Source organism: Streptomyces sp. NPDC005811 (assembly GCF_040630405.1).
GTDB lineage: Bacteria > Actinomycetota > Actinomycetes > Streptomycetales > Streptomycetaceae > Streptomyces.
In genome coordinates, this window is the sequence record NZ_JBEXXK010000057.1 from 17651 (window position 1) to 39073 (window position 21423).

At 72.2% G+C, this 21423-nt stretch carries 17 protein-coding genes; 8 read left to right on the forward strand and 9 right to left on the reverse strand.

The features are described 5' to 3' along the window. Nucleotides 1-14: 14 nt before the first annotated feature. Nucleotides 15-3674 (reverse strand): LamG-like jellyroll fold domain-containing protein, encoded by a 3660-nt coding sequence (locus tag ABZ490_RS41725; protein ID WP_359002754.1) that lies wholly within the window; start codon nt 3672-3674, stop codon nt 15-17. A 255-nt stretch (nt 3675-3929) separates the two neighbouring features. Between ABZ490_RS41725 and ABZ490_RS41730 the strand changes: the two genes are divergently transcribed. From ABZ490_RS41730 to ABZ490_RS41750, 5 genes are all read left to right on the forward strand, one after another. After that, entirely contained in the window at nt 3930-4952 is a 1023-nt protein-coding gene (locus ABZ490_RS41730; RefSeq protein WP_359002756.1) for a LacI family DNA-binding transcriptional regulator, read from the forward strand. Between the two features lie 229 nt (nt 4953-5181). Continuing rightward, complete coding sequence (locus ABZ490_RS41735; RefSeq protein WP_359002758.1) at nt 5182-6429, forward strand: extracellular solute-binding protein; 1248 nt, start codon at nt 5182-5184, stop codon at nt 6427-6429. Between the two features lie 21 nt (nt 6430-6450). Continuing rightward, nucleotides 6451-7431 (forward strand): sugar ABC transporter permease, encoded by a 981-nt coding sequence (locus ABZ490_RS41740; protein ID WP_359002760.1) that lies wholly within the window; start codon nt 6451-6453, stop codon nt 7429-7431. Further along, the gene (locus ABZ490_RS41745; RefSeq protein WP_359002762.1) at nt 7428-8237 is read left to right on the forward strand and encodes a carbohydrate ABC transporter permease; all 810 of its coding nucleotides are present in this window, start codon (nt 7428-7430) and stop codon (nt 8235-8237) included. Before ABZ490_RS41740 ends, ABZ490_RS41745 begins: the two co-directional genes overlap by 4 nt. An 83-nt stretch (nt 8238-8320) precedes the next feature. Further along, on the forward strand, nt 8321-10057 hold the full coding sequence (locus ABZ490_RS41750) for a trehalase family glycosidase (RefSeq protein WP_359002764.1): 1737 nt from the start codon (nt 8321-8323) through the stop codon (nt 10055-10057). A 99-nt stretch (nt 10058-10156) separates the two neighbouring features. On the opposite strand, the gene ABZ490_RS41755 is transcribed toward ABZ490_RS41750, so the two are convergent. Both ABZ490_RS41755 and ABZ490_RS41760 read right to left on the reverse strand, forming a co-directional pair. Further along, entirely contained in the window at nt 10157-10843 is a 687-nt protein-coding gene (locus tag ABZ490_RS41755; RefSeq protein WP_359002766.1) for a response regulator transcription factor, read from the reverse strand. After that, a complete protein-coding gene (locus tag ABZ490_RS41760; protein WP_359002768.1) occupies nt 10840-12096 on the reverse strand; it encodes a histidine kinase in 1257 nt (418 codons plus the stop codon). The genes ABZ490_RS41755 and ABZ490_RS41760 overlap by 4 nt, the downstream gene beginning before the upstream one ends. 132 nt (nt 12097-12228) lie before the next feature. Between ABZ490_RS41760 and ABZ490_RS41765 the strand changes: the two genes are divergently transcribed. Further along, a complete protein-coding gene (locus ABZ490_RS41765; RefSeq protein ID WP_359002770.1) occupies nt 12229-12816 on the forward strand; it encodes a methyltransferase domain-containing protein in 588 nt (195 codons plus the stop codon). A 19-nt stretch (nt 12817-12835) separates the two neighbouring features. Here the strand turns inward: ABZ490_RS41765 and ABZ490_RS41770 are convergent, their stop codons facing one another. The 3 genes from ABZ490_RS41770 to ABZ490_RS41780 form a co-directional block, all read right to left on the reverse strand. After that, a complete protein-coding gene (locus ABZ490_RS41770; protein WP_359002772.1) occupies nt 12836-13327 on the reverse strand; it encodes a DUF4188 domain-containing protein in 492 nt (163 codons plus the stop codon). Nucleotides 13328-13364: 37 nt separating this feature from the next. Further along, complete coding sequence (locus ABZ490_RS41775) at nt 13365-13574, reverse strand: 2TM domain-containing protein (RefSeq protein WP_359002774.1); 210 nt, start codon at nt 13572-13574, stop codon at nt 13365-13367. Nucleotides 13575-13665: 91 nt separating this feature from the next. After that, nucleotides 13666-14388 carry an alpha/beta hydrolase gene (locus ABZ490_RS41780; protein ID WP_359002776.1) on the reverse strand — a complete coding sequence of 241 codons (723 nt, stop codon included), beginning with the start codon at nt 14386-14388 and terminating at the stop codon, nt 13666-13668. A gap of 176 nt (nt 14389-14564) precedes the next feature. On the opposite strand from ABZ490_RS41780, the gene ABZ490_RS41785 reads away from it, so the two are divergent. Next, nucleotides 14565-17162, forward strand: a complete 2598-nt coding sequence (locus ABZ490_RS41785; protein WP_359002778.1) for an FAD-dependent oxidoreductase — start codon at nt 14565-14567, stop codon at nt 17160-17162. A 49-nt stretch (nt 17163-17211) separates the two neighbouring features. Here the strand turns inward: ABZ490_RS41785 and ABZ490_RS41790 are convergent, their stop codons facing one another. After that, a complete protein-coding gene (locus ABZ490_RS41790; RefSeq protein WP_359002780.1) occupies nt 17212-17871 on the reverse strand; it encodes a 1,4-alpha-glucan branching protein in 660 nt (219 codons plus the stop codon). Nucleotides 17872-17909: 38 nt separating this feature from the next. Next, complete coding sequence (locus ABZ490_RS41795) at nt 17910-18866, reverse strand: EamA family transporter (RefSeq protein WP_359002782.1); 957 nt, start codon at nt 18864-18866, stop codon at nt 17910-17912. 21 nt (nt 18867-18887) lie between these two features. Here ABZ490_RS41795 and ABZ490_RS41800 point away from each other — a divergent pair, with 21 nt between their 5' ends. Next, on the forward strand, nt 18888-20492 hold the full coding sequence (locus ABZ490_RS41800; protein WP_359002784.1) for a PLP-dependent aminotransferase family protein: 1605 nt from the start codon (nt 18888-18890) through the stop codon (nt 20490-20492). A gap of 6 nt (nt 20493-20498) precedes the next feature. On the opposite strand, the gene ABZ490_RS41805 is transcribed toward ABZ490_RS41800, so the two are convergent. After that, nucleotides 20499-21308 carry an IclR family transcriptional regulator C-terminal domain-containing protein gene (locus tag ABZ490_RS41805; RefSeq protein WP_359002786.1) on the reverse strand — a complete coding sequence of 270 codons (810 nt, stop codon included), beginning with the start codon at nt 21306-21308 and terminating at the stop codon, nt 20499-20501. Between the last annotated feature and the right edge of the window lie 115 nt (nt 21309-21423).

Genomic DNA, 21423 nt, shown 5'->3' on the forward strand with positions numbered 1-21423 from the left:
GCCGTCAGGTCACCTCAGCGCACCTCCCTGGCGTACGGCGCGACCGCGATCCGGTCGATCAGCGGTGCGTAGCGCGAGCGCAGGAGCACCCCCGGGAAGGTGTCCGAGGCGTAGGTGGTGCCGTCGAAGTCCGGTAGTTCCTCGGACCGGAAGGCGATCGTGTTCCGTCCCTCGTCGAGCCGGACCGGGACGGTCAGCTCCCAGAAGTTGTTCTGGTGGAAGGTGTGCGGGAAGCCGACCCGCCGTGTCTCACCGCCGTTGACGGAGAGGTCGGCGTGCCGGGCGAGCGGGTCCGGGTTGTAGTGGGTGGCCGGGGACTGCTCGGGGTTGGAGTAGCGGATCCGCAGCGCGTACAGACCGGCCCGGTCGGCCGTGACGGTGAACGTCGCGGTGTTGCCGTTGCCCGGATCGCCGCCGATGCCGGTGATCGCCGTGCCGTCGGTGGCCCGGGTGAGCGGGGTGAGCGAGGCCGTGCCCGCCAGCGTGGCGTCCCGCGCCCCGTACGTCCGCACCGGGAGCGCGCCCTCGGAGGGGGTGACCGTGAGACGGTCGACGAGGGTGGTGGACGAACCGCCGGTCACCGTCACCTTGTTGACGCCGCCCGAGAGGGAGACCGCCACCGCGTTCCGTCCCTCGGCCAGCCGCAGGACGTCGTGCCCGTCGACGGAGAGCCGGGCGCCCGAACCGCCCAGGGTGCCGACCCTCAGCGTGGCCTCCCGGTCGGCGGGGGAGTAGACCCAGAACGTGGCCGTCTGGCCCTTCGCGAGCCGGGCCGCGCCCGAGCCGGTGGCGGGGGCCGGAGTGTGCTTCGGCAGGGTGTAGACGGGGCGCGCCCCGCCGCCCAGCCAGGCCAGCTCGCCCTCGTACACCCGGGTGCCGGCCGAGGCGTCCGGCAGGGACAGGGTGAGGCGGTCGACGATCGCGTCGCCCTTCGTGGCGCCCCTGCCGTCTAGGCTCCTCGCGGCGAGCGTGAGGGTGTGTCTGCCCCGGGTCAGACGGACCTCGGTGTCGGTGTGGTCCCACACCACCCACTTGTAGCCGAGCGGCAGGTACAGCTTCTGCTCGGTGTCCGCCTCGCCGTCGACCCGGAGGAACACATCGGTGGGCCCCCGGTCCTTCACCTTGTCGAAGGTGTTGAGGGAGTTGGCGAAGACGCTCAGGTCGTAGTCGCCGTCCTCGGGCACGTCCACGGTGAAGTCGAGGGTGACGTCGGAGCCGGTGCGCAGGCCGCCCACGTCGTAGCCGCCGGAGGTGTAGAACTTCGACACGTCGCTCGTCGAGCCCTCCGGACCGTTCCTCGAGTAGCCGGACCCGGTGTGCGCGGCGTCCTCCGCCTCGTACGACCCCTGCCAGCGCACGGGTGCGGACTGGGTGCCCTTCGCCTTCCCGGCCGGGCTGAGGACGATCTCGTAGGCCGACGACTCCTTCAGCTCAGGCAGCCCGCCGTCGCCGAAGTCCAGGACCGCCGTGCCGTCCTGATTGACCGTCAGATCGGTCTCCGTCAGCAGCTTCGGGCCGGAGGAGTCGCCGATCTGACCGCTCCACTCGATCTCGCGCACCCAGGCGTGCACCCGGTCCCCGAAGACCTTCGCCGGCACGTCGGCGAAGGTGAGGTGCCCCTTGCCAGCGGAACCGCCGAAGAGCAGCCGGGCCTGCTTCTTCCGCTCGTCCAGCGTGGCCACGCCCTGCATGGTGTAGTTCTCGCCGGGGAACGGCGGGGTCACCGTCACCGTGTGGCCGCTCATCGAGGCGTACGCGTTCAGCAGCCACCACTGGCCGTTGCCGCGGCCCGACTGCACCGCGGAGTCGGACAGGTTGCCGTCGATGTTCCAGTACGCGATGTCGGCGTCGACCTTGGACTCCTCGATCGCCGACACCCACTGGATCATCTGGCCCGGGACGGAGGTGTGGTAGTTGAAGGCGTACTCGTTGATGTTGACGGGGAGTCGGGTTCCCTCCTCGGCCGTGCCCCGGAACAACTCCTCCTCCCACGCCCGGTACTTGGCGACGTTCCGGCGCACCGCCTCCGGGTGGCTCAGCTCGTGCCAGGTGATCACGTCGGGGAGCGTGCCCGCGGCCAGGGTGTGGCCGAGGAAGCCCTTCACCTGGTCGTACAGGACACTGGTGTTGGGGCCGGCGACGCGGGCGTCCGGCATCTTCCCCTTGATGAGCCGGTGGACCTCGTCCCAGGCGGCGAAGAAGTCCTCGGGGTCGGTGAGCCAGCTGACCTTGTCGTAACTCCACTCGCCGGTGCCGAACATATTGCCCTCGGGCTCGTTGAACGGCACGAAGACGATGTTGTCCCGGTAGCGCTCGGGCAGCGCCAGCACCTGGTCGACCTGCTGGGCGATCTTCTTCTCGTAGAGGTCGAGCTTCTCCGCGGGCGTGGCGCCCGGCCACTCGTACGGGAAGCCGCGGTGGATGTCTGTCATGTAGATGTACACGTCACCGTCGGTGGCGTCGGCCAGGGGCCGCACCACGTCCAGCGCGTCGGCGCCCGGGTGCTGCGGGCCGTCCTGGGCCTTGGTGGAGACCGTGCGCAGTCCCATGCCCTCGATGAGGTTGCCGGTGGGGACGTCCGGCCCGTACACGCCGTAGAGGGTGCCGGAGGCGCCGCCGTGGAAGGCGCCGGTGTCCGAGCCGAGGTCGACGGTCAGCGCTCCCTCGCGGACCACGGTGACGGTGGCCCGCACCGGCCGTCCGGCGGCCGTCCCGGCCACCGTGAAGGTCCCCGGCCGGTCGTACGCCCCGGCCGGTACGGCGTCCCAGCCGACGGGGGTGTCGCGGTCGTAGCCGTCGGAGAAGGAGGAGCGGACGGTGGCCGGGAGGGAGGGGGCGGTCCCGGTCGTCGTACGGACCTCGAACGACGTCCGCGAGAGCCGATCGAGGGTGGGCGGCGTTCCGACCGTGCCGGCCACCTGCTCGGCGGTGAGCGCCGAGTGCCAGACCGTGAAGTCGTCGATCGCCCCCTTGAGCAGCGGGTCCTGGTAGAAGGACCGGCCGATGTACCCGGCCGCCGTGGCCGAACCGTCCAGCAGGTCCTTGGCCCGGACGCTCGTCGCCGCGGAGGAGACCGCGACGCCGTCGAGGTAGGTGGTGACCCGGCGGGCGGCGGTGTCGAGGGTGACGGTGACGGTCCGCCAGCCGTCGGCGGGCAGGGGCGCGTAGCCGGAGACCTGTGCCTCCGCGCCGCCTCCGCCGGTGGTCACGGCGGTGCGCAGGACGCTGCCGTTGGAGGGGGTGGTGAACAGGTATCTGCCGGTGTCCGTGCCCAGGTCGAAGAGGCGCTGCCAGGGCGAGGTGTCGCCGCTCCACCGCACCCGGGCCGAGACCGTCAGATCGCTCGCGTCGCCGAGGACCTCGCGGGGCAGCCGGACGTAGGCGCCGCCGGAGGACGGCTCCCCGCCGGGCAGGGAGAGCGCCCTGCCGCCGCCCGTGCCGGTGACGGACTCGGCGGTGGAGGCGTTGACCAGCGTCGCCGTGAGGCCGTTGCCGGAACTGTCGCTGATCCTGCCGGAGGCGAGGTCGTCCTGGTCGAAGGTGTAGTGCGCGGCGGGCGGGGGTGCCTCGGCGGCCTGGGCCGGGACGGCCGGGGCGGCCAGCAGGCCCGCGCCGAGGGCCAGCGCCACGGCGGCCGGGGCCCGGTGGCGGGCCGGTCTGTCAGCGGATGGCATGGATCGCGTCCTCAATCCTTGGGGTGGTCGAGTGGTCGGCAGTCGTCGAACCGGTTCGATGATCTGTTGCCGGGGAGGAGGGCTTGCTCGATGGGGGACGGGTGACGGCCGGGCGAGGCCGTCGAACCGGTTCGCGAAACTAGCACCGGGCGATGCGGCCAGCAATCCTTTGGACGGAAGTCGTCCAGGGTGTTGACAGCAGGGTGGGCGATTCCTACCTTCACTTCACGCGAACCGGTTCGACGAAGGAGTCCCGTGAACATCGGTGAGATCGCCCGCAGGGCCGGTGTCTCGCGGAGCACCGTGTCGTACGCGCTGAGCGGCAAGCGCCCGGTCTCGGACGAGACCCGCCTGAAGATCCAGCAGGTCATCGACGAGCTGGGCTACCGGCCCAACGCCAGCGCACGCGCCCTGGCCAACGGCCGGACCAGCACCGTCGGTCTGGTCTTCCCGCCGGCCGGCAACCACTACACGGGGATGCAGCTCGACTTCATCGGCAGTGTCGTGGAGGCCGCGGCGGCCCACGACCACGACGTGCTGCTCTCACCGAGCGGCGTGGACAGCGACCGCTCGTTCCAGCGGCTGCTGGGGGAGCGGCGCGTCGACGGGGCGATCCTGATGGAGATCAGGCTGGCGGACGACCGGGTCGATCACCTGGCCGCCCTGGATTTCCCCTCCGTCGCCATCGGCCGCACCGCGCACCCCGAGGGCGGTTGGTGGGTGGGCCTGGACCACACCGCGCTGGCGGCGGCGTGCGTCCATCACCTGGCGGACCTCGGTCACAGCCGGGTCGCCTTCGTCAACCGTCCCGAACAGCTGTTGCGGGCCGGGTACGAGTCCGCCCACCGCGGCCTCGACGGCTTCACCAAGGCCGCGGCCGAACGCGGGCTCACGGTCCGGACGTACTGCTGCGGGGACGACGCCGCCTCGGGGCAGGACTGCCTGGAGCGGATCCTCCACGACGACCCGGCGACCACCGCCCTGGTCACCCTGAACGAGGCCGCGCTGGGAGGCCTCTACCGGGGGCTCGCCCGGGCGGGCCGCCATGTGCCGCGCGACTTCTCCGTCACCGGGGTCGTCGCCGCCCGCTGGGCGGAGACGGTCACCCCGCAGCTCACCGCCGCCGACGTACCCGCCGAGGAGATGGGCCGCCGCGCCGTCGACCTGCTGATGGAGCGGCTCGGCCACCCCGGGGCCCAGCCCCGCCACCACCTCCTGACGCCGCCCATCTCCCTGCGGGCCAGCACCGGACCCGCCGGGCCCGTCACCACCATCTGACACCACCGCCGTACACCACCTCACCTCACGGGACGCAACGAACCGCTCGACAGCGCCGTTCGCCGTGCCCGCACTCACCCCGTCACCCCGTGCCTCGGCACCCGTATGCCCGAAACCACCCGTGGCCCCGGCCCCGCAGGCGCCTCCGCACCGCCCGAAGCCCGGCACCCGCACGCGTGAAGACCCCATGCCCTCGGCACCCGCACGCCCGCAGACGAAGGAATCCGCCATGACCCACTCCTCCAGACAGCGCCGGCTGACCACCGCGGCCCTCACCGTCCTCGCCCTCGTCGGCGGTGCCACCGCCTGCTCCTCCGGCTCGGGCAGCACCGACAGCAACGGCGCCGGCAGCGGTACCTACACCGTCTGGGACCCGTACCCGCAGTTCGACAAGGCCTCGGACTGGAAGAAGCTGCTGGACCGGTGCGGCACCGAGGCCGGGGTGAAGATCAAACGGACCGCCTTCGACACCAGCGACCTGGCCAACAAGACGCTGCTCGCGGCACAGCAGGGCAACTCCCCGGACGTCCTCATCGTCGACAACCCGGTAGTCTCCACCCTCGCCGAGGCGGGCGTGCTCACCACGACCGACGACAACAAGCTCGACACCTCCGCGGTCGACCCCAACCTGCTCGCGGCCGGCCAGTCCGGCGGCAAGACCTACGGCACGCCCATCGGCGCCAACACCCTCGCCCTCTACTACAACAAGGACGTGCTGAAGAAGGCCGGCGTCGACATCGCCTCGGTGAAGGACTGGAGTTCCCTGACCGCGGCGCTGGCGAAGGTCAAGAAGTCCGGCGAGAAGGGCATCACCTTCTCCGCCATCGGCACCGAGGAGGGCAGCTTCCAGTTCCTGCCCTGGTTCTGGGGCTCGGGTGCCCGGCTGACCGCACTCGACTCCCCCCAGGCCGAGTCCGCCCTCTCCCTCTGGAAGGGCTGGCTGGACGACGGATACGCCCCCAACTCGGTCCTCGACAACACCCAGACCACCAGCTGGCAGGAGTTCGCCGCCGGCGACTACGCCTTCGCCGAGAACGGCACCTGGCAGCTCGCCAACGCCGACAAGGCCGGCTTCCCGTACGGAGTCCTGCCCGTCCCCGCCGCCGACGGGGGCAACGCCTCCGCCCCGACCGGCGGCGAGTTCGTCACGATCCCCGTCCAGGACGACACCGGCCGCTACACCACCTCCCAGAAGCTGGTGACCTGCCTGACCAGCGGCGACAACAGCTACGCCACCGACACCACGCTGTCCTACGTGGCCCCCACCGGCGCGGTCCAGGACAAGCAGGTGGCCGCGAACGCCGAGCTGAAGCCCTGGGTGGACGCGGTCAAGGCGGCCAAGGGACGCACCAGCGACGACCTCGGCACCAAGTACCCCAAGATCTCGGAGCAGTTGTGGAAGGCCGTCCAGTCCGCCCTGAGCGGATCCCGGTCGCCCAAGGACGCGCTGGCCGCCGCGCAGTCCGCCGCCCGGTAGCCAGGACTCCCCGGAGCACCGATGAACCAGACGAAGCTGCCGGACCCCGGGTCCGTGCGCGTCCGGGGCGGGGCGGCCGGCGCCGCCCCACGCCCGGACCGCGCCACCACCCGGCGACGGCCCACCTCCACCCCGTGGGCCGCCTGGGGGTTCCTCACCCCCGTGACCCTCTACCTCGCCCTCTTCTACGCCTATCCGCTCTACCGCAACCTCGACCTCAGCCTGCGCCACTACACCGTCCGCTCGTTCGTCCGGGGCGACGCGCCGTTCACCGGCCTGCAGAACTACCGGACCGTGCTCGACGACCCGGTCTTCGCCCCGGCCCTGCTGCACACCGTGGTCTTCACCACCGTCTGCCTGGCCCTCCAGTACGCCATCGGGCTGGCGCTCGCGGTCTTCTTCCACCAGCACTTCCGGCTCTCGGCCACCCTGCGGGCCCTGTTCCTGGTGCCCTGGCTGCTGCCGCTGATCGTCTCGGCCTCCACCTGGTCCTGGATGCTCAACAGCGACTCCGGGATCGTCAACGCCGCCCTGCGCGTCGTCGGCGTCGACCCGGTGCACTGGCTGACCTCGCCGTCCTGGTCACTGGCCTCGGTGATCATCGCGAACATCTGGATCGGCGTCCCGTTCAACCTCGTCGTCCTCCACAGCGGCCTGCAGTCCATCCCCGCGAGCCTGTACGAGGCGGCGGCACTCGACGGGGCCGGTGCGTGGCAGCGGTTCCGCCATGTCACCTTCCCGCTGCTGCGGCCGGTGTCCGCGATCACGCTGTTGCTCGGACTGATCTACACGCTCAAGGTCTTCGACATCATCTGGATCATGACCAAGGGCGGCCCGGCGGACTCCTCCACCACCTTCGCCACCTGGTCCTACCGACTCGGCTTCGGCAACCTCCTGCCCGCCTTCGGCCCCGGAGCGGCCGTCGGGAACCTGCTGGTCGTCGCGGCCCTGCTGTTCGGCCTGGTCTACATCAGGGTCCAGCGGAAGCAGGTGCAGTCATGAGAACCGGCTGGAAGACGGCCGTCGGGCTGCTGCTGACCGCGATCATGCTCTTCCCGGTCTACTGGATGATCAACGTGTCCTTCACCCGCGACCAGGACATGCGCAAGAGCCCGCCCGACCTGTTCCCCACCCACGGCACCCTGGCCGGCTACCGCAGTGTCCTCGACGTGCAGCTGCCCTACCTCGGCACCAGCCTCGTCATCGGCCTGGGCACCGTCGCGCTGACCGTCGCGCTGTCCGCGCCCGCCGGCTACGCCCTGGCCAAGCTGCGCCCGCGCGGCGGCGGCCTCCTGAGCTTCCTGCTGCTGGCCGCCCAGATGATCCCCGGCATCATCATGGCGATGGGCTTCTACGCCATCTACCTCGGCCTCGGCCTGCTCCAGTCCGTCCCCGGCCTGATCGTCGCCGACTCCACCCTGGCCGTCCCCTTCGCCGTGCTCATCTTCACCGCGTTCATGTCCGGCATCCCCGGCGAACTCCTCCAGGCCGCGAGGACCGACGGCGCCGGAACGCTGCGCACCTTCCGGTCGATCGTCCTGCCGATGAGCCGCAACGCCGTCGTCACGGTGTCCCTGTTCGCGTTCCTGTGGTCCTGGTCCGACTTCGTCTTCGCCGGCACCCTCGTCAACGGCGGCGCGCACGAACCGATCACCCTCGGCATCTACCACTACATCGGCAACAACAACCAGCAGTGGAACGCCATCATGGCCACCGCCGTCGTGGCCTCGCTGCCGGCCGCGGTCATCCTCGTCCTCGCCCAGCGCTATGTCGCCGCCGGTGTGACCGCCGGAGCGGTCAAGGACTGAGCCGCTCCCCCTGTCCTTGTCACGACGGCCGAGCCCACGCGCCCGGCCGGCCGTCGCCCTGCTGCAGAATCGAGTCACGCCCCATGACCGCCGCCCCGTCCGGCCCGGCCTTCTCCGTCCACGACATCCCGTTCAGCACGTACGGCTCCTGGTTCGGCATCTCGCCCGTGCTGGCGGAGAGGACGCGCGCCGAGGACCTCCACCTCGTCTCGCACCAGAACGGCATGCACGCCGTCCTGCGCCTCGTCTCCCTCGATGCGAGGGGCGGCCGTGCCGAGACCCGCGTGGAGGCGACCCCGGGCCTGCTGAGCTGGATCGGCCGGGACGGCGGCCGTGTCGACCTCGTCTACGCGTCGCCGGACACCGTTCGGCTGCGGGGGAGCGGCCTCGGTCTCGGCGTCCTCGCCGCCGCGCGGACCCTGACCCCCTTCAGCGGGACGTACTTCTTCCACGACCCGGCGGCGAACGCCCATGTGTTCACCTCGTACGAGACCGGACGCCGCTACCGCGTCACGCTCCTGTCCGGCGCCCGCGGGGAGCCGGCCGGTGCCCAGGCACTGGGCGGCGCCGACCGCGGGGTCGCCGTGACCGCGGACGCGGGCGGCACCTGGGAGCTCGCGATCGAGGAACTCGACACCGCCCGCCCGCCGTACGGGTCCACCGCATCCTTCGACGAGATCCTCCGGACCGCGCGGAGGAGCTTCGCGGAGTTCGTCGACGACATCGCCCCCTGGCGCTCGGCCGCCACTCCGGCCGCCGAACTCGCCGCCTACGTCGTCTGGTCGGCCACCGTACGGCCCACGGGCCTGGTCACCCGGCCCGCCGTGCTGATGTCCAAGCACTGGATGGACAAGGTCTGGAGCTGGGACCACTGCTTCAACGCCCTCGCGCTGGCACCCGGACGCCCGCTACTCGCCCTGCACCAGTTCTCCCTGCCCTTCGACCACCAGGACGACAGTGGCGCCCTGCCCGACTCGGTCACGCACTCCGAGGTCCTGCACAACTTCGTCAAGCCGCCCATCCACGGCTGGGCCTTCGGCCGCCTGCGCCGCCGGCTCCCGGTCCCGCCCGGCACGGACGAACTGGCCACGATCTACGACCGGTTGCGGCGCTGGACCGACTTCTGGCTCACCGCGCGACGCGCACCGGACGCCGAACTGCCCTACTACCAGCACGGCAACGACAGCGGCTGGGACAACGCGACCACCTTCGACCCCGCGCGCGTGGTCGTCACCGCCGACCTGACCGCCTTCCTCGTCCTGCAACTCCATCAACTCGCCATGCTGGCCGCCGAGTTGGGAAGACCCGACGAGGCCGGAGGATGGACACGGACCGCCGAGGACCTCCAGGCGGCGTTGCTCGACCAGCTCTGGGACACAGACCGGTTCGTCGCCCGGGACGCCGCCACCGGGGACACCTGGCGCAGCGCGAGCCTGCTCGACCTGATGCCCGTCGTGCTCGGCGAGCACCTCCCCGCCGAGGTCGCCGCCGCGCTCGCCGACCACATCAAAACCCATCTGACGCCGTACGGCCTCGCCACCGAACGGACCACCTCGCCGCACTACCTCGCCGACGGCTACTGGCGCGGCCCGATCTGGGCCCCCGCCACCGTCCTCGTCGAGGACGGTCTGCGCCGCGCCGGCCACCACCGCCTCGCCGACGACATCAGCGCCCGCTTCCGCGCCCTGTGCGAGACCCACGGCTTCGCCGAGAACTTCGACGCCCTCACCGGAACGGGCCTGCGCGACCGCGCCTACACCTGGACCGCCAGCAGCTATCTCCTCCTCGCGGAAGCGCACGCGCACCGGGGCGGCCACTGACCGGCCGTCGCCGTCCTCATCAGGCATGCCTGCTGCAGGCATGACCTCAGGTCCCGAGGAACGGTACGACATCGGCAAGGTCGTTCTTCGGGACGTTGTTCAGTCCCCGGCCCGTATCAGTCCGCTCTCGTAGGCGAAGATCACCGCGTGGATACGGTCGCGGAGGCCGAGTTTGGTCAGGATGCGCCCGAGGTGGGTCTTGACGGTCGTCTCCCCGACGAAGAGGCGGTCGGCGATCTCGCCGTTGGTCAGTCCTCCGGCGACCAGGACAAGGACGTCCCGTTCCCGGTCGGTGAGCGCGGCCAGTCGGGTGCGCTGGGCGGGCACGGAGGCGGGGGCTTGGCGGACGAAGCGGTCGACCAGGCGCCGGGTGAGTGAGGGCCCCACCATGATCTCGCCCCGCAGCACCGCCCGGACGGTCACCAGGATCTCCTCGGCGGGGGCGTCCTTGACGAGGAAGCCGTTCGCGCCGGCGCGCAGGGCCGCGTAGGCGTACTCGTCGAGGTCGAAGGTCGTGACGACAAGGATCCGGGGTCCATCGGGCTGCGCGCAGAGGTGCTCGGTCGCGGCGAGTCCGTCCAGGCCGGGCATCCGTACGTCCATCAGGACGAGGTCCGGTTCCAGGGCCGCCACGCCCGTGATCGCCGTCTCCCCGTCGGCGGCCTCGCCCACCACGGTGAGGTCGGGCTGGCTGTCGATGACCATGCGCAGTCCCATCCGGATGAGTTCCTGGTCGTCGCAGATCAGCACCCGCGACGGTGAGGGGGTCGGGGTCCGGCCGGTCATGGGGTCGCCGTGGTGGGCTCGGACCGAGTGGGGCGCAGGGTCGCGGTGACGCGGTAGCCCCCGTCGGGCGTGGGCCCGGCGTCGACGCTCCCGCCGTACAGGGCGGTGCGTTCGCGCATGCCGGTGAGGCCGTGACCGGGAGAAGGCGGTGGGCTGGGGTGCTCCGGGACGGTTCCCGCTCCGGCTGAGTTCTCCACACGGACGCGGACCAGCCGCCCCGGCCCCTCGATGCCCGTGTCCAGCCGTACATGGATCGTGGCGTCCGGCGGCGCGTGCTTGACGACGTTGGTGAGCGCCTCCTGCACGATGCGGTACGTCTGCGCGGTGAGGTCCGTCGGAAGACCGCCCCGCTCTCCACGAAGGTCCAGCCGGGCGCGCGTGCCGCTCGTGTTGAGGCGCGCGACCAGCCGCCGTAGATCGGCCGCGAGCGAGGCGCCGGCCCCACCGCTGCCGGGGCCGCCGGCCGGGGCGTCCGCGTCGGGGGTACGCAGGACCTCCAGCAGCCGGCGCAGTTCGTCCAGGGCCTCGCGGCCGGTCGTACTGATGACACCGAGCGTGCGGTCGACGACCGTGGGGTCGGCGTGCCGCATCAGCCTGCCGCCCTCGGCGTTGAGCACCATCACGCTCACGCTGTGCGCGAGGACGTCGTGGATCTCTCGGGCGATGCGGGCCCGCTCCTCGGCGACGGCGACCCGGGCCAGGGCCAGGCGCTCCGACTCGGCGAGCGCGGCCCGTCGTTCGAACTCGGCGACATAGGCGCGGCGGGCCCGGACGTACTCGCCGAACACCCAGGCCCCGGCCAGCAGGAGACCGACGGCGAGCGGGGTGAGCCAGGCGCCGCGGGCACCCGGACCCTCGTACTCCCGCTGCCAGGCGGGAATCCACAGCAGGACGCAGCCCGCGGCACAGACCACCGTGGCCGCGGCGGCGCGGCGCAGGCCGCGCACGGTGAGGGTGGCCAGGACCGCGGCCAGGGCGACGGCGCCGCGTCCCGGCTCCTGTCCCCACACCTGCCCGAGGTACTGCGCCCAGAACGCGGCCGTCACCAGGGCCGCGACGAGGACCGGCCGGCGGCGGCGCCACAGCAGGGGCAGCACCAGCGCGGCGTAGACGCCCGCCTGTACCCAGACGGGCCGCCAGCCCGGCTGCGGGCGGATCACCGGGGGCACGGCCACCAGCACGAGCAGCAGAACGTCCGTCAGCCACGGATGTCCGCGCCGCAGGCGGGGCAGGGTCTCGATCAGCCGTTGCACCGCCTCACGCTACGGCCGGGGCCCGCTCCCCGGCATCGTCCTGGCGGGCGTCACCGGGTCCTCCCGCAGTCGTACGGACACCGGCCGGGGATACGACGTGCGGCCACCCGGGGCGCTTCCACCATGGCCGCCATGTCGATCACCACCGAGTTCCTCAGACGGCCCCTCATGACCGGTGCCGTGGCCGCCAGTTCACGGCGGCTGGCGTACGCGATGACCGAGGGCATCGGCCTGGAGGGGGCCCGGCTCGTCGCCGAACTCGGCCCGGGAACCGGGGTGTTCACCGACGCGATCCTCGCCCGGCTCGCACCCGACGCACGGCTCGTCGCCATCGAGCTCAACCCGGTGCTCGCGGCCCGGCTGTCGGCCACCCGGCGCGACAGCCGACTGACCGTGGTCCGGGGTTCGGCCGCCGGGCTGGCCGCGGCGGTGGGCGAACCGGTGGACGCGGTGGTCTCCGGGCTGCCGTGGACGGTCATGCCGCAGGACCGGCGCGGGCACATCCTGGACGCCGTGACCGAAGTCCTCGCGCCCGGCGGCCGGTTCACCACCTTCGCCTATCTGCACGCGGCCTGGACCCCGCCCGCCCGCCACTTCACCGCCGAACTCGCCTGCCGCTTCGACCGGCTGGAGCGCTCGAAGGCGGTGTGGGGGAACCTTCCGCCCGCCTTCGTGCACCGGGCCATCCTCGTCGGACCTGACGGACGGAACGAAAGCTGAGTCGTGCGTGGGACATGGCTCAGCTCTTCGTCGCCCTCAGGCGCTGGGCCGCCGTGTCGCCGCGTCTGCCGACCGGTACGACGCCTGTCGCGGCGGCGAGGCCGTAGGCGGGCATGTCGACGTACACCGATTCGTAGGAGCCCGCCGGGACGATGAACGTCTCGTGCCAGATACCCACGTGCCCCTTCCCGGCGCGGGCCCGGCGGTTGAACGCCGTCCACGCGGGCCGGTGTTCGGCGTCCTGCTGGTGGGCGTAGGCGAGGAGCCGTTCCTTGTCGGTCCAGTACTGGACGACGTAGAAGTCCCGGGGGCTGCCGTAGAGCACCTTGTAGCCGAGAAGCCCGCTGTCCTTTTCCCGTGACAGCTCGCGCAGCATGCGCGGCATCGACATGAACGCCGGGAACCAACTGGAGAAGGCGCGCAGCCGGTTGATCCGCAGCCCGATGTGGAAGACGACGACCTCGCCCTCGGCGGCGGCGGTGTTGCGGCCCGGAACTACTTTCTCGGACATGATGCGTCTCTGTCCTTCCGTGTGGCGGCGGCTCGGGTCATGGCCGGGCGAGTGAGCGGGAATGCGAACGGATCGCCCAGAAGTGGCTCACCAGCCCGACACCCCATCCCACGATCGACCACAGGGGCCAGAAGAAGTGATCCGGGGTGAGGATCGCCCACAGCACCACCTGGGCGAGATTGGCGACGAGGTACCAGAACAGGTGGATCCACAGGCCCCACTTCAGGGCCTTCTCGCTCTTGTGCATGTTCCCTCCCAGGGAAGGGTGGATCGCCGGATGGGTGGATCGCCGGATGGGTGGCTCGGTGGATCGGTGCGCATGTGCGTGTGCAGTGGTGTCATCGCCCGAGCACCCGCTCCTGCGCGGCCGTCTCGATGAGGCCCACCGCCGCGCCCGGCCTGGAGACGAACACCAGGTGCGAGGCCCCGTCGGCCACCTGGATCTTCGCGCCGGAGCGCTGGGCCATGAACTCCTGCGTGGCCGGCGGGATGATCCTGTCGGCGCCGCTGATCAGGTGGTAGCTCGGGATCGTGTGCCAGGCCTGCGGTCCGGCCGCGGGCTCACCGAGGGCGGCGGCGGTGGCCGGGCGCTGTGCGATCGAGTAGAGCGTGGCCTCCTCGGCCGAGACGTCGGCCGCGAAATGGGGATGGAAGACCTTCGGGTCGATGTACAGGTCGACCTGACCGTCGGACAGCGGCACCGGCTTCAGGGACTCGCCCACGGTGCTGCCCGGGAACTTCTCGACCAGTGCCTGCACGCTCTCGCCCGTCTCCGGCACGAACGCCGCCAGGTAGACCAGGGCCTTCACGTTCGCGTTTCCCTCGGCGGCGGCGGAGATGACCGCTCCGCCGTACGAGTGGCCGACCAGCACGATCGGTCCCTCGATGCTGTCCAGCAGCGACCTGACCTGCGCGGCGTCGAAGGCGAGCCCGCGCAGCGGGTTCGGCGCGGCGACCACCGGATACCCGTCGGCGACGAGCCGCTTGGTGACGGCGTTGAAGCCGCTGCTGTCGGCAAAGGCTCCGTGTACGAGCACGATCGTCGGATTCCCGTTCATCATGGACCAACCTCTCCTTCGGACGACGGCCGTGTCCGAAGCTAGGGCGCCGCACTGGACGGGAAGGGAACGCGCCCGAGACGCGGTTCCCGGTGGCCTTCACGGATCGTTCAGTCGACGTCAAGCCGGTGCGGCCAGTGTCTGAGCCCTCGGAGGACGGACGACTGGGGGTGCGGACGGTGTCGAACGAGGAAGCCGATGTCGTGGTGATCGGGTCGGGCATGGGCGGTCTCGCGGCGGCGCGCACGATCGCGCAGTTCGGGGGGAGGCGGGTGCTCGTCCTCGAACAGCACTACACGCCCGGCGGGATGACGCACGAGTTCTCCCGCGCCGGGCGCTACCGGTTCGGCACCGGGCTGCACTACATGAGCGCGAGCGCCGGACCGTTCCTGGGGTTCATGACGGACGGACGGGCGCAGCTCTCGCCCCTGCCGGACGAGTACGACGCGCTCCACTTCCCGGGGTTCGACTTTGCCGTCCCCGCCACGGAGGAACGGTTCCGTGCGCGTCTGAAGGAACGGTTCCCCGCCGAGGCCGACGCCATCGACGCGTTCTTCCGGACCACGCGCCGGGCCATGGCGGGACTGACCGCGCGCAATGTCCTCGCGTCGTTCCCCGCCGGGCTGCGACGAGCGGGTGCGCCCGTCGTCGAGCGGCTGTTCCCGTCGACGTTCCGGTCGTTGCGGGATCAGGTCGCCCGCAGTTTCCGCGACCCGCGCCTGCGCGCCGTTATGGCCGCCCGGTGGGGGCTCTACGGCACTCCGCCGGCGTCGGGCGCGTTCGGCTGTCACGCGGCGGTCCCGCTGACCTTCTTCATGGAAGGCACCGCACACCCCGTGGGCGGCCCGCAGGAGCTCAACCGGGTCGTTCTGGAGATCCTGGGCCGGTACGGCGTGGAGGTGCGCTCCCGGCAGCGGGTCCACGAGGTCCTCGTGGAGCGGGGCAGGGTGGCCGGCGTCGACGTCGAGGACACCGGCACCGGCCGCCGCTACCGCGTACGGACGGACACCGTCGTCTCGGCGGCCGGAGTGCGCAACACCTACGCCCTGATCGGCAAGAGCCACGAACTGGCCGAGCTGCCCGAGGAACGGTCGGCGGTCATGCTGTTCCTGGGGCTGGACCGCTCACCGGCCGCGTTCGGGCTGCGCGGCGAGAACCACTGGTTCATGCCGGATCTCGACGATCACGACGGCACCGGGCGCCCTCCCGGGGACGGCACGCTGTATGTGTCGTTCGCGTCGCTCAACAACCCGGCCGCCCGCTTCCACACCGTGGAGCTGCTGGAACTCGTCGACCCGAAGCTGGTCGACCGGTGGCGCGGGACGCCCGGGACCGAGCGGCCGGAGGACTACCGGAGGTTCAAGGACGAGGTGACCGGGCGGATGCTCGCCCGCCTGGAGGAACGCTGGCCCGGTTTCCGGGACACGGTCGCCTTCGCCGAACTGGCGACACCGCTGTCGTTCGAGACCTATCAGCACAGCGTGCGGGGCTCGTTCTACGGACTCGCGGCGACTCCCCAGCGGTTGCGTTCGGCGCGGGCGGGCTGCCGTACACCGGTCAAGGGGCTCTTCGTGGCCGGGCAGGACGCCTGGGGTTCCGGTGTGGTGGGGGCGCTGGCGGGCGGGTTGATGGCGGCGAACGCCGTGCTGAAACCGCGGCAGCTCGGGACGATGTGGCGGGCCATCCGTTCCGGCGGGGCGGTGGCCCGGGATCCGGCAACGCCCTGGGAGGGCTATCTGCGCGTGGCCGGCATCGAGACGCTGACGCCGACGGTCCGCAGGATCCGCTTCGCACCCCTGGCCGGGGACACGATGCCGTTCTCGTTCGTCGCGGGACAGTATGTGAAGGTCGACCTGCCCGTCGCCGTCGAGCCGATCGAACGGTCGTACTCGATCTGCAGCAGCCCCGCCGAGCACGGCTTCGTGGAGATAGCGGTGAAGCACGAACCGGACGGGCTCGGCTCCGGATTCCTGCACGACGAGCTGGAGGTCGGGCTCGCCCTGCGGGTGAGCGGTCCGCACGGCGAGTTCACCTGGGAGCCGGGGCCGGAGCCGGAGCCGGAGCCGGAGCCGGGTGTCGAGGAGGGCACGCTCCTGCTCATCGCCGGGGGCGTCGGCATCACCCCGCTGATGAGTGTGCTGCTCGCGGCGGCCGATGCCGGGCACACGGGCCGGATCACCCTGCTGGCGAGCCAACGGTCTAAGGACGAAGTGCTGTTCAGGCCGGAGATCACCGCACTCCAGGCCCGGCTGCCGGGCCTGGAGGTGGCGTGCTTCCTGACCGACCGGAAGGGGCGGATCGGGCTGGACGAGCTACGGCCCCATGCCGGCCCGACGACCCGCGTGCACCTGTGCGGACCCGCGTCGATGATGCGGGATCTGATCGGCTGCCTGACGGAACTGAGGGTGCCGCGCGAGGCCATCCACACCGAAGCCTTCGTGTCGGGCCGGAGCAAGGAGACCCGTCGGGAGAAGGCGCACGCCGTCGCTCTTGCCGCCGCGGCGGCCGGTGTCCCCGCATACATGATCGACCTGGCGGGCGGCTCCGCGGCGTTCCCCTGCTCACCCGGGCAGTCGGTCCTCGACGCCGCCAACGCCGTCGGCGTACCCCTGCCGCAGTCGTGCGGCGAAGGCGCGTGCGGCACCTGTCGGGTGCGGGTGCTCTCCGGCACCTTCGAGACCGACGACCGGGGAGTGTTCTCGGCCGACGAACTCGCCGAAGGCTGGCGGCTGGCCTGCCAGACACTGCCCACCGAGAATCTGGTGATCACTCTGTAGGGCGGGTAGGACGGGTCCGCCGTTTACGGCCGACAAGAACCCCGGGAGCCTACGCTCCGGTGCCGGTGTGCAGGGCCGCGAACACGCCCCGGACCCGGGTGTCGTCCGGGAGCCGCCAGGCGCCGGTGACCTGGCCGGCCGCTCCCCGGGCGGCGGCGGACGGGTCGTCCGGGGCGGGCTCCAGGACGCGGTGCAGCCGCAGCGCCGGGCCGTGCGTCGAGGTGAGCGCGGTGCCCTCCCGGTCGTCGGCGGCGGTCCAGTCCGCGGGGAGGGGGCCCTCACCGGTGCGGGCGACGGCCACCTCCCGGTCGGGGGCGTCGCTGACGTTCTGGTCCTGGGCCTGCGCACGCCCCTCGAACAGGGCCGCCAACTGGGCGACCAGCACGGGGTCGTGGCAGCCGTCGTACGCCCATCGCCGTCCCAGCACCCCGTGCTCCATCGTGCCGACGAGGGCGTGTTCCGCGCCGTCGAGCGGGGCGCCGCGATACGTGAGCGGCAGCAGGTAGGTGAGCGGGGGAGCGGCCGACGTGTCGGTGACCACCATGAACTCGATCCCGACCTCGCCCTGCGGATCGTCCAGCCGGAAGCCGCCGGCCTTCGCCAACCGCGGTTCGCCCGCGCCCCTTCGGTACCAGGGGCGGGAGGGCAGCCAGGCGGTGAGCAGTTCCAGCTTGGTCGGCGCGAGGACGGTGCGGTGGATGACGGCCATGCGGGGTTCTCTTCCTTCGAGCGGAGAAAACGGGACGGTCACACCCTGGCATCTGGGCGGCGCGGCGGCAGCGGATATTCGGTGGGGTGCGGGGGCCGTTCCGCGGCGGGAGCCCGGCGGGGGCGGATACCGCCGACCAGGCCGAGGATCACTACGACGATGCCCAGCCATACCGACGCGCTGGGCGTGCCGCCGCCGGAGACCGTGCCGACGGCCGCCGCGGCGAGCGGCGCGATCCCGGTGAGCAGTCCGGCCCGGCCGGAACCCACGGCCCGCACCGTCGAGTACCACAGGACGAAGGCGACCGCCGTCACCATCAGGGCGAGATAGCCGACGGCCGCCCACTGGACGCCGGACAGCTCCCCGACCGCCGACGGCCCTTCCGTCACCGCGCCGAGCACCGTGAGCAGCACGGCCGCCAGCCACATCGCGTGCACGGACACCCCCCACGGCGAATGCCGCCGCAGCACCGGTACGGCGAGCAGCGTGAACGCGGCCTCGCAGCCCAGGGCCAGCGCCGCCCACGCCACCCCGACGGCATCGGTGCGGCCCGTTCCCTCCACCAGCACCGCGCCCGCCATCACGACGGGCGCCGCCAGCAGCACCTGCCGGCTCGGCCCGCGCCGCTCCAGCACCGGGCCCAGCACCCCGAGGACCAGCGGCACGCACGCGACCGCGACGGCGATGACCGCCGGCTCGGCATGGGCGACGCCCCGCACCACGGCCACGTTGAACAGCACCAGTCCGCTCACCGCGATCCCCGCCAGCCACAGCCACTCCCGCCCCCGCGGCCGGAGCAGCCGGGCGCCGGCCAGCCGGGCCATGACCAGGAGGATCGCGGTCGCGGCCGTGTACCGGACGGCCTGGGTGGTGAAGAGCGGGGCGTCGACGAGTGTGCGCGAGACGGTGACGCTGCTGCCGACCAGCGTCATCCCGACCATGCCGGGGACGAGCCGGGCCAGTGAGGCGGAGGAGGGTGTGGAAGGTGTGTCCATGGCGTCCACGGTGCCCGCACAATGGACGTCATGGGCAGGTCCAAGAAGTCACCGTCGCAGGGGTCCAAACCGGCGGACGCTTCGGCGGCCGACGGAGCGGTCGGCGGGGCGGTCGGCTCGGACTTCCTCCAGCTGGACATCGGGCAGGCGCCGCCCGGCGGCCGGATCGCCTGGCTCGCCGACCGGCTGCGGTCCGCCGTCGCCGACGGCCGGCTGCCCGTCGGGACGCGGCTGCCCGCCAGCCGGGTCCTCGCGGAGGAACTGCACGTCACCCGGGGCGTGGTCACCGAGGCCTACCGCCGGCTCGCCGAGTCCGGACAGATCGCCGGCCGCGGCCGGCTCGGCACGGTGGTCGTGGCGGCCCCCGCCGCGCCCCGCAGCCCCGTCCGAGACAGGCCGGTATCCGGCCCCGCACCCGGGTCACCTACCGCCGGCTCACCCGCGCCATCCGTCCCCGGATCACCCCCACCCGGCCCCGCCGTCTTCCGCTCGGCCGACCGGGAGGGCGTCGTCGACGCCCTGCGCGCCACGCCCTGCCGTATCGATCTCTCCCCGGGCGTCCCCGACCTCGCCGCCTTTCCCCGCACCGCCTGGCTGCGCGCCGAGCGGGCCGTCCTCGCGGGGGTCGGCCCGGCCGACTTCGGTTACGGCGATCCCCGCGGCGCCCCCTCCCTGCGCCGGGCGGTCGTCGGCTGGCTGGCCCGCAACCGCGGCATCCGCGCCGACCCGGACGAGGTCGTGGTGGTCGCCGGGGTCGCGCAGGCGCTCGGTCTGCTCGGGCGGCTCCTGCGGGAGGAGGGGATCCACCGGATCGCCGTCGAGGACCCCGGGTCGCTCGGGGCGCGCCAGCAGCTCGAGTACGGCGGCCACGCCCTCGTGCCCGTCCCCGTGGACGCGGGCGGCCTGGACGTGGGCGCCCTGCGGGCCGGGGGCGCCCGGGCGGTGCTGCTGACCCCGGCCCACCAGTTCCCCACCGGTGTCGTCCTCGACGGGGAACGCCGCCGCGAGCTGCTGGACTGGGCGGCCGACGGCAAAGTGGTGATCGAGGACGACTACGACGCCGAGCACCGCTACGACCGGCCCCCGGTGCCGGCGCTGCGCTCCCTGATGCCGGAAGGGGTCTGCTACGCGGGCAGCGTCTCCAAACTGCTCGCGCCCGCGCTCCGCGTCGGCTGGCTGCTCGTCCCGCCGGACCGGCTGGACGCCGTGGTGACCGCCAAGCGGTACGCCGACCTCGGCAACGGCATCCTCACCCAGCTGGTCCTCGCCCGCCTGATGGACTCGGGCGACCTGGAACGGCATCTGCGCCATGTCCGGCGCCGCCACCGCCGTCGCCGGGACGTGATGCTGCGGGCCGTGGAGGAGTACCTGCCCGGCGCCCGGGTGCACGGGGCCGCCGCGGGGCTGCACCTCATGGTCACCTTCGACGACGACGGCCTGCGCGATGTCGACCTGGCCGCGGCCGCCCTGGAACGGGGCGTCAAGGCACACCCCCTGTCCTGGCACCGCATCGCCCCCGGCCCGCCCGGTCTGGTCCTCGGCTACGCGGCGGGCCCCGCCCACGAGATCGAGGAGGGTGTCGCCGTCCTCGGCGCGGCCCTGCGGAGCCTCCCGCGCGCCCGCTGAGGCACCTCAGGCGCCCGGGTCGGCCGGCCCGAGCCGGTGGCCGGCCGACACGGCCCGCTCCTCGATCCGGTGCGCCGCGGCCTGGAGGTCGTCGAGGTGGCGCCGTGCCACCTCCTGCGCGGACATGACCGTCCTGCGCCAGGTGACGTTGACACAGCCCAGCACCTCCCCGTGCAGACGGATCGGCACGGCGATCGAGTTGCGGCCGTCGAAGTCGTACTCCGGTGCCCGCACGCTGTACCCGCGGGACCTGGTGGTCGTCAGCAGCCGCCGCAGCCAGGCCGGGTCGTGCGCGTACGCGTTGCCGGGAGCGTCGTGCTCGCGCAGACGGCGCAGCACCGCCTCCCGCTCCCGTTCGGCGCAGAACGAGATGTAGGCCCGGCCCGAGGCGCCGAGCAGCATGTGGGAACGGAAGCCGATGGGCGCGACGGGGACCACCTCGTCGAAGTACGCCTTCGGGCTGTTCGTGTCGATCGTCTCCATGTAGTCCAGCCGGGGCACGGTCACCACGGAGGGCCACATGACGCGCTCGCACAGGTCCTCCAGCACCGGGGACGCCACCTCGCCGAGCCACTCGGCGTCGTCGGACGCGGCGCGGTGCGCCCTGAGGCTCGCGACGAACGCCCCGTCCGCGAGCCGCTGCCAGACCAGACCCTCCTGGTTGCACGTGTGGAGGATGCGGATCAGGGTGGCCTTGGGGATGCCGGTGACCTGATGCAGGTCGTGCAGGCTCGCGGCGCGCATCTCCTCCAGGGTCTTCAGCACCCGCAGGCCGCGCTCCAGTGAGCCGATCGTCTTCACCTGGTACTGCCGCATGCGACCACCCTCACCTGCAAGGACGTGGAGTGGATTTCACCACGTGAAAAGCAGGCAGGCAACTGTTGCCCGTGTCACGGCTCGTCGGTCACCGTTCCTCCCATGACGCGAGGAG